The sequence below is a fragment of the Acidobacteriota bacterium genome, assembly GCA_016196065.1.
Taxonomy (GTDB): domain Bacteria; phylum Acidobacteriota; class Terriglobia; order Terriglobales; family Acidobacteriaceae; genus Acidiflorens.
In genome coordinates this window covers 498,846-510,620 of the sequence record JACPYL010000010.1, presented here as the reverse complement: position 1 = coordinate 510,620, position 11,775 = coordinate 498,846, and the positions used below count along the sequence as shown (strand labels likewise).

Annotated in this window: 10 protein-coding genes; 4 read left to right on the top strand and 6 right to left on the bottom strand. The window is 57.9% G+C overall.

The window, feature by feature from the left end:
* The first annotated feature begins 15 nt into the window (after nucleotides 1-15).
* Nucleotides 16-1,623 (top strand): PQQ-dependent dehydrogenase, methanol/ethanol family, encoded by a 1,608-nt coding sequence (locus tag HY010_05530; GenBank protein ID MBI3475171.1) that lies wholly within the window; start codon nucleotides 16-18, stop codon nucleotides 1,621-1,623.
* A gap of 31 nt (nucleotides 1,624-1,654) precedes the next feature.
* Here the strand turns inward: HY010_05530 and HY010_05525 are convergent, their stop codons facing one another.
* The 4 genes from HY010_05525 to HY010_05510 form a co-directional block, all read right to left on the bottom strand.
* Nucleotides 1,655-2,005, bottom strand: coding sequence for a tetratricopeptide repeat protein (locus tag HY010_05525; protein MBI3475170.1), 351 nt, complete (start codon nucleotides 2,003-2,005; stop codon nucleotides 1,655-1,657).
* Nucleotides 2,006-2,098: 93 nt separating this feature from the next.
* Nucleotides 2,099-4,099: a PAS domain S-box protein gene (locus tag HY010_05520; protein MBI3475169.1), complete on the bottom strand. Its 2,001-nt coding sequence runs from the start codon at nucleotides 4,097-4,099 to the stop codon at nucleotides 2,099-2,101.
* A gap of 84 nt (nucleotides 4,100-4,183) precedes the next feature.
* On the bottom strand, nucleotides 4,184-4,975 hold the full coding sequence (locus HY010_05515; protein ID MBI3475168.1) for a nucleoside monophosphate kinase: 792 nt from the start codon (nucleotides 4,973-4,975) through the stop codon (nucleotides 4,184-4,186).
* Nucleotides 4,976-5,062: 87 nt separating this feature from the next.
* A complete protein-coding gene (locus HY010_05510; protein ID MBI3475167.1) occupies nucleotides 5,063-6,655 on the bottom strand; it encodes an OmpA family protein in 1,593 nt (530 codons plus the stop codon).
* A 216-nt stretch (nucleotides 6,656-6,871) separates the two neighbouring features.
* On the opposite strand from HY010_05510, the gene HY010_05505 reads away from it, so the two are divergent.
* Complete coding sequence (locus HY010_05505; GenBank protein ID MBI3475166.1) at nucleotides 6,872-8,053, top strand: hypothetical protein; 1,182 nt, start codon at nucleotides 6,872-6,874, stop codon at nucleotides 8,051-8,053.
* A 217-nt stretch (nucleotides 8,054-8,270) separates the two neighbouring features.
* On the top strand, nucleotides 8,271-9,206 hold the full coding sequence (locus HY010_05500) for a hypothetical protein (protein ID MBI3475165.1): 936 nt from the start codon (nucleotides 8,271-8,273) through the stop codon (nucleotides 9,204-9,206).
* Nucleotides 9,207-9,419: 213 nt separating this feature from the next.
* On the opposite strand, the gene HY010_05495 is transcribed toward HY010_05500, so the two are convergent.
* Nucleotides 9,420-9,959, bottom strand: a complete 540-nt coding sequence (locus tag HY010_05495) for a helix-turn-helix transcriptional regulator (protein MBI3475164.1) — start codon at nucleotides 9,957-9,959, stop codon at nucleotides 9,420-9,422.
* A 165-nt stretch (nucleotides 9,960-10,124) separates the two neighbouring features.
* Between HY010_05495 and HY010_05490 the strand changes: the two genes are divergently transcribed.
* A complete protein-coding gene (locus HY010_05490; protein MBI3475163.1) occupies nucleotides 10,125-10,700 on the top strand; it encodes an HDIG domain-containing protein in 576 nt (191 codons plus the stop codon).
* Between the two features lie 32 nt (nucleotides 10,701-10,732).
* Here the strand turns inward: HY010_05490 and HY010_05485 are convergent, their stop codons facing one another.
* The gene (locus HY010_05485) at nucleotides 10,733-11,722 is read right to left on the bottom strand and encodes a VWA domain-containing protein (protein ID MBI3475162.1); all 990 of its coding nucleotides are present in this window, start codon (nucleotides 11,720-11,722) and stop codon (nucleotides 10,733-10,735) included.
* Nucleotides 11,723-11,775: the final 53 nt, after the last annotated feature.

Below are 11,775 nucleotides of genomic sequence, written 5' to 3'. Positions count from 1 at the left end.
TTGAGGGTTACCTGGATGAAGCAACATGCGGTGTTCCTTGGTCTACTACTGATCGTCTGCGCGAATGGATTCGCCCAGGTGAGTCCTGAACGATTGGTGAACTCTTCGGCCGAGCCTCAGAACTGGCTCACATACTCTGGGCGATATTCCAGTTGGCGGTACAGCAGTCTCGATCAGATCAAGACCACAAATGTTTCGCAGCTTAGCCTGCAGTGGGCTTTTCAGAGCGCGGAGCTGGGCCAGTTTGAAACGACTCCGCTGGCGGTAGATGGCGTCCTGTACGCTACCGGGCCTAATGATCGGGCATTTGCAATTGACGCTCGCACAGGCCGAGCGATCTGGAGATACCAGAGAGTTCTGCCACCGAAGGTTATTGCCTGCTGCGGAATGGTGAATCGCGGATTCGCGATTCTCGGGAACCGCCTGTTCATGGCGACTCTCGACGCTCACGTGATTGCGCTTGATACCAAGACGGGCAACGTGGTCTGGGACGTGATCGCGGCGGACTACCGCCAGGGTTATTCGTTTACGGTTGCGCCGCTGGTGGTAAAGAACGCAGTGATTGTGGGCGTCGCAGGCGGAGAATATGGCATTCGTGGATTTGTCGATGCCTACGATGCGAACACCGGCGCGCGTTTGTGGCGGTTCGACACGGTGCCCGGTCCGGGACAGCCGGGACACGATACCTGGTCTGGAGATTCGTGGAAGACGGGCGGCGCACCGGCGTGGATCACGGGGTCCTATGATCCGCAACTGAATCTGATTTACTGGCCTACGGGAAATCCGTCGCCGAGCAACTATGGCGGCGATCGACTGGGAGACAATCTTTACAGCAACAGCATGCTGGCGCTGGACGCGGACACTGGCAAACTCAAATGGCATTTCCAATTCACACCGCATGATTTGTTCGACTACGACTCCACGCAGATTCCAGTGCTGGTAGACGCAGACTGGCAGGGCAAGCCTCGTAAGCTACTGGTTCACGCCAACCGCAATGGATTTTTGTACGTCCTCGATCGCACGAACGGAAAGTTCCTCTCTGCAAATGGTTTCGGCACGGTCACCTGGGCAAAAGGAATTTCCGAAGACGGGCGTCCACAATTGAATCCTGACGCGATTCCGGGAGCAAAGGGCGTTCGAGTTTGCCCATCGGCGATTGGTCTCACGAACTGGTTTTCGCCGTCCTACAGTCCGGACACTGGCCTGCTCTATGTTACGACGACGAATCAGTGCGACCTCTTCACCGGCGCGCCGCAACAATATCGCGCGGGGCATGATTTTATCGGAAGCATCTATGTGCCTGATCCGGTCGAACGGCCGACTGGGGCGATCAAAGCTGTCGATCCACTCAACGGAAAGCAGGCGTGGGAATTTCCATACTTCAGCAACCCCAATGGCGGCGTGCTTTCAACTGCGGGAGGATTGGTATTTGGCGGTGATTCCGACGGCAACTTGATCGCCATCGATGCCAAGGCGGGCCGCGACCTGTGGCACATCCAGCTCGGCGCCGGAATCTATACGACCGCAATCACTTACCAGTTCGAGGGGCGACAGTATGTTGTGATCCCGGCTGGCACAACTTTGTTTGCGTTTTCGCTGCCGGAGAAGAGCACGAGCAACTAGCCGTCCGGGAACCGGCGAAGCGAACTGCTGGTCACACCTTCTTCTTTAATTGCTGCTTCCATCCCAGCACGCGTGCCTTGTTTCCCTCGGCTTCGGCTTCGGGAACCATGCCCTTCTTCTGATACAGGATGGAAAGACTGGTGTGGGCGAGGACATCGTCGGGATCGATCCCAGAAATGCGCTTCGAGACTTCGATGGCTTCGTCGAAGCGGCTCAGATCCTGCAAAGCTCGGCTCAGACCGTGGAGAGCATCCGTGAAGGTGGGGTCGGCAACCAACGCCTTTTCATACTCCGCCACGGCTTTTTCATGTTCCCCTTCTGCGACGAGATCGAGGGCAGCGTAGTAGTGGTCTTCAGCTTCAGGGTTTGGATCACCGGGCATTCTGGGTGGAGTCTAGCATGCTGGGATGCGGTCGATGCTACAGGAGCGTTCCTCCGGCCCGCACTGTTGACACTGCTCGTCAGCCCCATCCAATCATCCGAGAACATCATCGAGAGTCTTCAACAACTCTCCCCGGGTGAACGGTTTCTCCAACAGGACGATTCCCGTTCCGGCGGATGAGTGCTCGACCATGAGCTCCCCCGTGTAGCCGGATGTGTAGACAATCTTTATGGCGGGATGCAGCTCGAGAAGTTGCAAAACCAATTCGGGGCCGCTCATGCCTCGCATCACAACATCCGTCAGGGTCAGAGCGATGGGCTCGGAGTGGGATGACAGGGTCTGGAGCGCAGCTCTTCCGTCCGAGGCTTCGAGGACGGTGTAGCCATGCTCCACCAGCATTTCCCGAGTGAGGCTGCGCAACAGGGCGTCATCCTCGACGAGAAGTATGGTGGTTCCGTCACGCCGGCGAGGCGATGCCTCGGTGCTGGCCTCGGGGATTTCACCAATCTTGTGGTCGGCGTTGGGGAGATAGATTTTGAAAGTCGTGCCGCGATTGGGCTCGCTGTAGACCCAGATGTCGCCACCGCTCTGTTTCACGATGCCATAGACGGTTGCGAGTCCCAGGCCCGTGCCTTTGCCGGTCTCTTTGGTCGTGAAGAACGGTTCGAAGATATGAGAGAGGGTGTCCTCGTCCATCCCGGCTCCGTTGTCGCTGACGGACAACATCACATAGCGTCCGGGAACCATGGACTGATGCTGGCGAGCGAAGACCTCATCGAATTCCTGGAGAGCAGTTTCGATAATGAGCTTGCCGCCTTTGGGCATTGCGTCCCGCGCATTGACGGCGAGATTCATGACGACTTGATCCAGTTGGCCAGGGTCAGCCTCAACAATCGCGTATGGCGTGCGAGGCTGCACCACAACCTGCACATCATCACCCATCAGCGGGTGAAGGAGTTTTGTCATTTCCTTCAGGCGGTCGTTCAAGTCGAGAACGTGGGGCTTCGCCGTCTGCTTGCGGCTGAAGGCTAGCAACTGGCGGGTCAGCGCAGCACCGCGGTCGGAGGCCTTCCTGATGTTGTCGACATACTGGCGGGAATCGCCCGCGGTATCTTTGTGGCTGTACAGAAGTTCTGTGCACGCGATGACGATTCCCAGAATATTGTTGAAATCGTGCGCGACTCCCCCGGCCAGCCGGCCTACGGCTTCCATCTTTTGCGCGTGGCGCAACTGATCTTCCGTACGCTTTTGCATCGTGATGTCTCGAGCAATCGCGGATGCACCGACGATCTGTCCTTCCCCATCGTGGATGGGAGACACAGAAATGGAGACGTGCAACGATCGGCCGTCTTTGGTGATGCGCACGGTTTCAAAATATTCAACGCGCTCGCCGTGGCGAATTTTCTTGAGAATCTCCGGGATTTCGTCAGGCCGATCCTGGGGCGCGAGGATCGAGATCGATTTGCCGATCGCCTCTTCCGCCGCGTACCCGTACATGCGCACCGCACCCTGGTTCCAGTGCGTGATTACGCCGTCGAGACTCTTGCCGATGATGGCGTCCTGGGAGGAATCGACGATCAGAGCCAGGCGTTGCTGGAAGTCGCGGATCTGGCGGCTGCTGCTCTGGCCTAGTTCTTCGTGAGCACGGCGCAGTTCCTGTTCGATGCGTTTGCGGTCACTGACGTCGCGAATCGCGCTCAGGACCAGCATCTCGGAGCCGGAGGAAACTGGGCTCAGACTGATTTCCACCGGGAACTCCGACCCGTCGCGCCGCCGTCCATATAGATCGAGACCTGCTCCCATCCGCCGGATTTTTGGGCCTTCTGCGTACTGATCCCGATGATGATGGTGCTGGGACCGCTGGCGCTCGGGGACAAGCATCTCGACTCGTTGTCCGATGAGTTCGCTGCGGGGATACCCGAAGAGATCTTCGGTTTGAGAATTAACCTGCACGATGACGCCGCCGCGGTTGACTGCCACGATAGCGTCGGGGATGGCTTCCAGAAGGCTGGACGAGAGGAGGGTTTCAGCCATGCTCTTGAGTGCAGAAGCTACAGGTTGCCGCTTGTCAGGATTGGAGGGCAACTTACTCATCCCGTGATCCCGAACAACAACGTGCGGTAGATTCTATACGCCTGGTGGCTTGGATGGAAATCGGACTAGTGAGGCAGACCGTCATCATGGGTGCGAAGGCGAAGTCAGCGGCTGGTGATTTCGCTCTGCCCGCGCCTGCAGGGCAGACGTGGTGCGGGCGCAGATTTCTTCGGGAGATCCGTTTGCGGCTACTGGCACCAGTAGATCGAGACGCCGATAAAAATCAATCAGGGGAGTCGTACTGCGGTTGTAGGCTTCCATGCGGACCGTAATCGATTCAGGGCGGTCATCTTCGCGTTGCACGAGAGGGCCACTACAGCGATCGCACTTCCCTTCCACCGCGGGCGGTTGGTGCGTCACGTGAAAGACCGCTTTGCACTGCGCACAGGTGCGCCTTCCGCTCAGCCGGGCAATAATTTCATTTAAGGGCAGTTCATAGTTGACGACTCCACTGAGCGGGATGTGCTCACTCTCGAGGAGCCCCTTCAGGGCTTCTGCCTGGGCCAGCGTGCGCGGAAATCCGTCGAGGATGAAACCACCTCGGCATTGCAGACAACCCGCCCGCTCACGCACCATTTCCCACACCGTAGCATCGGGCACGAGTGCGCCCCGGCGCATATACTCCTGCGCTTCCTTCATGGCCGGAGACTGATCGCAGGCGTTCAACTTGCCTGCGGCGCGAAACACGTCTCCAGTTGAGAGATGACACGCCTTGAGTTCCCGGTGCAGAAGATCGGCCTGCGTACCCTTGCCGGCGCCGGGGGCTCCCAGCAGAATGAGGCGCCAGGGATGGGCGACATCGTCCGCGGGTGCAGGACATTGCCCGAGAGGGCCGTGCAGCCATACACCTCGATCGTTGGTGCGCTCTGAATTCATGATGGCGGTGCCCGAAGTCAAAGCCTATCGCGAGAGGCCCGACAATCGGGGTGACTGCCATCACGCAGGAGTGTGAGAGGAAGCCTTTTACTTCTGTCCACTCAGCGAAGCGGCACCGCCCGCGCCAGCATCGGCCGTATTTCCAATGGCATTCCCGGATACGACCAGTTCCACGCGACGATTCTGCTGACGTCCTTCGGGCGTGTCGTTGGAGGCGACAGGCTCACTCTTACCGAAGCCGCTGGAGGTGATTGCTTCCGACGAGATGCCCTGCGCGACCAGGTAGTCGCGGACGGCCTCGGCTCGCTGCTCGGAAAGGCGGCGGTTGTATTCGTCCGTGCCGATGCTGTCGGTATGACCTTCCACCTGGAGCCGCAGACCCTGGTAAGCAAGTACGATGCCCGACACTTTCGCGAGACGCTCGCGGGCGCCAGGCAGCAACTCGAAGCTGCCGCTTTTGAATAGAACGTCAGACATGTTGGCGATCAGGCCGCGAGCAGAATCGCGCGTGGCCAACACGCTGTTCAGTTGTTGCAGGAGACGCGCCCGCATTTCCTGCTTTTCTTTTTCGGCTTGCTGGCGGAGTTGATCGGAGTCAGCGGCGGCTTTGCGCGCCTTGTCGGCCTCGACGGCCAGTGCCTGTTGCTGGGCGACGGCTTCCGCTTTCGCTTTCTCAGCTTCGGCTTTTTGACGAGCTGCTTCTTCGGCGGCTTGTTGCGCTTCCGCCTTGGCGGCCTCGGCCTGCGCTCGCGCAGCTTCGGCCTGGGCACGCGCGTTGTCGGCATCGACGCGAGCGCGGGCTTGGGCGTCGGCTTCTTCGCGGGCACGGGCGGCTCTTTCTTCTGCCGCTCGTTTTTCAGCGGCGGCCTGGCCCTGCGCATCTTCCTCAGCCTTTTGCTTAACTGCCATTACGCGTGATTCTTCGGCGGTCTGGGCGGCTTCGCGAGCCGCCGCCTCGATAGACGGACGCGGCTGTTTCTGGCGGTAAGCTTCCTCGGCCTGCCGAAGTTGCAGTTCCGCCTTCGTCAGGATGGAAGTTGCGTACTGGTCCGCATGTGCGACGTGCGCAATGCGCACGGCATTGCGAGCTTCAAACAGCGCCAGCGGCGTCTTGGGATCAATACCGAAGATGGCGTTCTCAATGCGAGTGTTGTTCGACGAGTAAGTCCCGCTGCGGAGCAATTCGTATTTGGCGCTGATTTCTTCGCCGCCGGAACCTTCAAACACGTTTTCCATCACGACCATGTTGCCGGGTTGGGTCACGGCGGAATAGGGTTCGGCGGTAACGATCATGCCAAAGGTCTGGAAGTCGGTGAACGCCTTCACGTGGCCCTTGCCGTGATCGAGGCTGACTTCGCCGAGATTGACGGCGCGGCCCTGCGGAGAAACGGCCCACATCACGTAGGTCAGATACTCCAGGCCAAACTTGGTGGCGTCTTCCATGCTCTCAAACTTGGCTTCAATCTGGATGTTGGTCTTCTTGGCTTCAACCTTCGCTTCGCCGGAACCGCGCTGCATCAGATCGGTACCCTGGAACGCGATTTTGCTCGTGCCGCCGGGGCGGTAATGCATAGCCTTGGTGGTGCGGACGACGACGTCCGGTTGGGCAGAAGAAGATTGCGCTTGCGCGGTCACGAAAGAAACCGCGGTCAACAGAAGCACGGCCAGATGTTTGTTCACGTCAGCCTCGTCAGACAGCCAGTTTGTCGAGAAGCCATCTCATCGGCGGGGGTGCGGCTTACGCCGCTCAGGGACAGCGTCAATGCGCCGCCCTGTAAGAACCAAGATCGGTTTCGGTTCACGATGAGACGCTGCTAACAGTGTAAGGGCGGGGTGGCGGAGTTAGAAAAACGGTTGATACAGTGAGGAGGTTGCACTTTCGTCACGTATTCAAAAATGATGTTCCTGCGTGTAAATGGCTTATTTCTTAAACATTTAACTTCACGATGCGAGGGGCCCCGTCTTGGCAATGGGACATCTATCTCTTACGATCTTAGAGCTCATGCCCCCGGTTACGACAACGAGGCGCTCTCGAACTTAATAACTGCCGCTGGATATTTATCAACTGGTGTAGAATGCCCGCCCATGGAAATGAAACGCAGGTTCTGGTCCTCGCGTCCAGTGATTGCCACAGAAGTCGAAAATAGAACTCGTGCCCGCGTTGGTCCGCGACGTCGGGTGCGGGTGATTTTGACGTCGGCAATGGCGGCGCTGCTCGGCGGATTCCTGATTTCTTATGCATTTCCTCCGAAGTACACATCGCAATCGCTGCTGCTGGTGCGGAAGCAAACCGTAACGGAAGACATCGTGCCGTCTTTGATCACGGATGATTTCGGGAGGCACCTGGCGACCATCCAACAGCAGGTGCTTGCCGGAAGTCGGCTGCGACCAATCGTAGAGCACTTAGGTATTACAAACGCGGAAGAGCAATCGGCGCTCATCCAGGAGATCCGGGTGGACACGTCGGTTGAGGTTGACCCTGATCTTTCACAAAACGATGTCTCGGCTGCCCAGAAGGAGCCCGTCCTGAGCAACTTTCCCGGGATCACCGTAAGTTACTCCAACTCGAACCCAAGGCGGGCGCAGCAAATCTGCAACGAGCTAACCGGATTGCTTATGGAAGAAAACTTGAGGGATCGGGAGGGCCGAATTGAAGAGACTACCGATTTCCTGAAGAGGCAGGTGAGTGACGCCAAAGCCAATCTGTCGACTTTGGGCGCGCAGCTTCTCGCCAGCGGAAAGGATCGGGCACCGCGCAGCCCCGAGGCCGAGGCGACTTACAAGGTGCTGGCCCTCGACTATGATATTGACCTGAAAGGTTACGAAGATCTGCGGAGCAAGCTCGCGCGGGCGGAACTGGCAGCGCAGTTGGAGGCTCAACAGATGGGCGAGCAGTGGCGCGTATTGAATCCTGCCAGCCTACCCGAGGATCCCGCGTTCCCGAACCGCTGGCTGTTTGCTCTAGGAGGGCTGGTTGCCGGTCTACTGCTGGGGATCGGTCGTACTCTTCGGGCGACAAAGCCTAAAACGGAGCCTCGCACCCCAATTCTTCACCCCGATGCACCAGTGATTCCTTAGAGCCAGAACCCGAAGGTTCCGGTTGCCCAGTTAGCAGGTTGCCCAGATAACAATTGGGACACTTGCCAGTACACTGCTTAACCACTGTCAATTAGCGTTTATCTTGATGCCGCGACAATCGCCAGGTTCTTTACTATTCATCGGGCGTCGAACAGGAGAGTGACAACTTTGAACAAACCTCATCGCCCTCTCGTACTGACTTGATGAGTGGAGGAACATGAACGTACCTTTGCGTTGCTTGAGAATCACTTTTCTGGTTTTGTCCTTGAGCAGCACGCTTGCTGCTGCCTCCGACGACGGAGTTGTGTGTCGCGAGCAGCTGAAGACGTCCAACAACTGTTATCGCCTTTACCGGTCATCCCGCCCCGCTCGCGGGCTGGTGGTGATGCTCCCGTATTACGGCACGGATGCGAACGAGTTCTCATCGGCCGGACTGCCTGGGATGCTCGCAAAGAAGAATGTAGCCACACTCGTGGTCAGCGCCAGCGGTTACCTGGTGGACGACGATCTCGTGACCCTGAAGGCAATCATCGGAGAAGTGGTGCAGGAGCTCAAGCTTCCCGCCGGGAGTCTGGTGGTAGGTGGCATTTCTGCGGGAGGTACAGGGGCGGTCCGCTACTCCGAATACTGCAGTAACGGCAATTGCGACGCCCGCTCCCGGCCCGTTGCCATTTTCTCCGTGGATGCGCCCCTGGATTTTGAGAGCTGGTGGAATCGGCAGGAATTGAATCTACGGCGCGGCAATCCGAAATCCGCGCTGGAGGAATCCCAGGCGATTCTTGATGCAATGCGTTGGGCAATGGGAGGTTCTCCGACTGAAGTCCACCAGGCCTACCGCATCCGGTCGCCCTTTCTGGCTTCAGAAAAAGACGGAGGCAATGCCCAACTGCTGAAGAACATACCCATTCGACTCTATACCGAGCCGGACGTGGTCTGGTGGCTGGAAAATTATGGATTTGATTACTACACGATCAACGCAGTTGACCAGGCGGCCCTCACCCTGCAACTACGGGCCCTCGGCAACTCAAGAGCCGAGCTGATCACGACTAGCGGCAAGGGGTTCAGGCCACCCGGGAAGCGCAATCCGCATTCCTGGACGATCGTTGACGAGCCAGACCTCGCCGACTGGATTGCCAAATACCTTCAGCAGTAGTTCCTCTTCGCAGTTGGAGATCATTCGCCCCAAAAAAGCCGGAACCCGAAGGTTCCGGCTGTCCAGTTAGCAGGTTGCCCGGATAAAACTTTGTGGGCCGCAAGCCCCGGGGCTAAAGCCCCGACTCAAACGCAAGCCTATTGGCACGGCTGAAGCCGTGCCCTCCCGAAAGCGCCCTCGCTCGAAGCTCGCGGCTCGCAGCCCGAAGCTGTCCTACGCACTCCGCCGCGGCCGCACGGTAAGATCCCTTACTTGCGTCAGGATGCTCGACATCTGCATGCCGTTCAGTTGTGCGACGAAGGGCAGGATGTCCATGACGAACTGGTCTTCCATCAGTTCGCGAACTTCTTCCTGACGGTTGCGTTCTCCCCCGGAGAGCAGGTCGGGTACACTCACTTCGAGCGCACGCGCCAGCCGTTCCAGCGATGACAAGGTCGGAGTCGCCTTTTCGTTTTCAATTTTCGAGACGTAGGTGCGGGGCACCGACATTCGCAATGCCAGCTGACGCTGGCTCAAACCGCTGCGCAGTCGCAGGGAGCGGATCGAGTTTGCCAGATTCAGATGGCCGCGGCCATTGCCGTTGATCGGCATGATCTGTGGAATGGGATCGGGCGCAATCATTTCGGCCTCGTCCTCGTCCAAAGACAGGTGGCACCGGCGACACAAATTGTTGGTTGTACGGAATTGAACCAGTAGACAGCGATCACAGCGAATAACCTCCCGTGAATCGACGGGAGCAAGTGTAGTGGCCATTCAGGGTTTGCGAGTGCCAGAGCGGGGCTACTCTCAAAGCCAACTGCAGGGTAATCTGGCGGATCAGGGCTGTGGATGTCAACAAGAAAGTGCGGCGAATCACGGTAGATGCTGCAAAATACACGTAGTTAATCCGCGAAAACCGGCAGAAAACAGGAAGAAAACATGAAAGAACGGGCAGAAGCATGGGGGTTACTAACTGAGTACACCCAATCGGAAAGTTTGCGGAAGCATGCACTCGCGGTCGAAGCCTGTATGCGCGCATATGCGCGAAAACTCGGCGGCGACGAAGAGCTTTGGGGGCTGACTGGACTCCTGCACGACTTCGACTACGAGCGCTGGCCGAGCCAGGAAGATCATCCTTACAGGGGTAATGAGATTCTCGCCGAGCGCGGCTGGCCGGAGGAAATCCGGCGCGCGATCATGTCGCACGCGGAGTATTCGGGCGTAACGCGCGACACACCCATGGAGAAGGCTCTATTTGCCTGCGACGAACTCGCGGGATTCATTACCGCGTCGGCGTTGGTGAAGCCCGGCAAATCGCTCGCCGAAGTCGAGGCCAAGTCGGTTCGGAAAAAAATGAAAGACAAAGCATTCGCCCGGAGCGTGAATCGCGACGACATCATCAACGGCGCGGCGGATTTGGGCGTGGAACTAGAAGAGCACATCGCGTTTTGCATTGAGGCAATGAAGGGGATCGCAGGGGAGCTGGGGCCGGCGGGGAGCGGAGCGAACGTTTGATCCTAAAATTCGTTTGCCTGGCCTAGCCCGCGCTATTGCTCATCGGCCAAGGTCCGTTGATAGCTGAAAGTCACGTCCTTCCTGGGTTGGCCGGCTCCATCCACGATCACAAGCGAGACCATTCGTGCCTTACCGCGCTGCTCGGGGGCAGCGACCTGGACCGCATAAAAACCATTCACTTGGATATTGAGGGCCTGGGTAAAGATTTTGATTTTGTCGTGGGTTTGCTGGTTGAAAACGTAGTGAGCATCCCAAGAAGGCCATCCAGACATTCCGGTAAGAGCGCTTTTGCCGGAAATACCGAAAACGAAGCCGCCACTATCGCCAGCCAACTCTCCCAACAAATTGACGGAGCCAACTTCTTCGAAGAACCCCGGTGCTGGATCTGCAAACATAAAGCCAAAGAACCGGACGCCCGCCGCCCGCAATGCGGCCTTGGTCTGCTTCGATGACACGTGGCTACTATTGTCGCCGCCATCGGTGATGGTGTAGATCGCGTCACCTGCGCGTGGTGCCCGGAACAAGCGGACGGCGGCTACGACCGCGTCGAGAAGCGCAGTTCGACCTTTCGGATAATCGAGTTGAGCCGGTGTCTCGTCAAACCATCGGGAAATAGCCGCCCGGCTTTTACGAAAATCGAATACGTCCTGTACATGATCTGAAAAGGTTAAGAACGCGATCGGAACTTCTGCGGGAGTCTGGGCAAGGAGTTCTTCCACCGCTTCGCGAGCAATCCGCCACTTTTCAGTGTCTCGGTTGCCAGCCATACTCCCGCTTACGTCGAGGAGAACCACGATCCGGCGGGGCGCGAGACTGTACTCAGCGCTAAGGACTGCAACGGGTTGTTTGTTGATCCTGACGCGAAAATTGTCTTTAGCCAGATCTCGAACCGCATTTCCATTGTGATCCACAACGTTGATCAAGATGGAGCGAGGTGGCGCAGGCGTGGATGGCTGTGCGAGTCCGTTCAACGATAGGATCGGCAGAGCTGCCGACAGCAGGAGTTTGGTGATCCCGGACATCGAACCCCCGAGCGCTACCATCTTGCTACAGTAAGTAGCCAGGTTTCTTGAGT

Bases quoted from the DNA above. Each gene is read 5' to 3' on its own strand.
- HY010_05495 (MBI3475164.1), bottom strand. From the start codon at position 9,959: ATGGCCACTACACTTGCTCCCGTCGATTCACGGGAGGTTATTCGCTGT.
- HY010_05520 (MBI3475169.1), bottom strand. From the start codon at position 4,099: ATGAGTAAGTTGCCCTCCAATCCTGACAAGCGGCAACCTGTAGCTTCT.
- HY010_05525 (MBI3475170.1), bottom strand. From the start codon at position 2,005: ATGCCCGGTGATCCAAACCCTGAAGCTGAAGACCACTACTACGCTGCC.
- HY010_05505 (MBI3475166.1), top strand. From the start codon at position 6,872: ATGATGTTCCTGCGTGTAAATGGCTTATTTCTTAAACATTTAACTTCA.
- HY010_05515 (MBI3475168.1), bottom strand. From the start codon at position 4,975: ATGAATTCAGAGCGCACCAACGATCGAGGTGTATGGCTGCACGGCCCT.
- HY010_05500 (MBI3475165.1), top strand. From the start codon at position 8,271: ATGAACGTACCTTTGCGTTGCTTGAGAATCACTTTTCTGGTTTTGTCC.
- HY010_05530 (MBI3475171.1), top strand. From the start codon at position 16: ATGAAGCAACATGCGGTGTTCCTTGGTCTACTACTGATCGTCTGCGCG.
- HY010_05490 (MBI3475163.1), top strand. From the start codon at position 10,125: ATGAAAGAACGGGCAGAAGCATGGGGGTTACTAACTGAGTACACCCAA.
- HY010_05485 (MBI3475162.1), bottom strand. From the start codon at position 11,722: ATGTCCGGGATCACCAAACTCCTGCTGTCGGCAGCTCTGCCGATCCTA.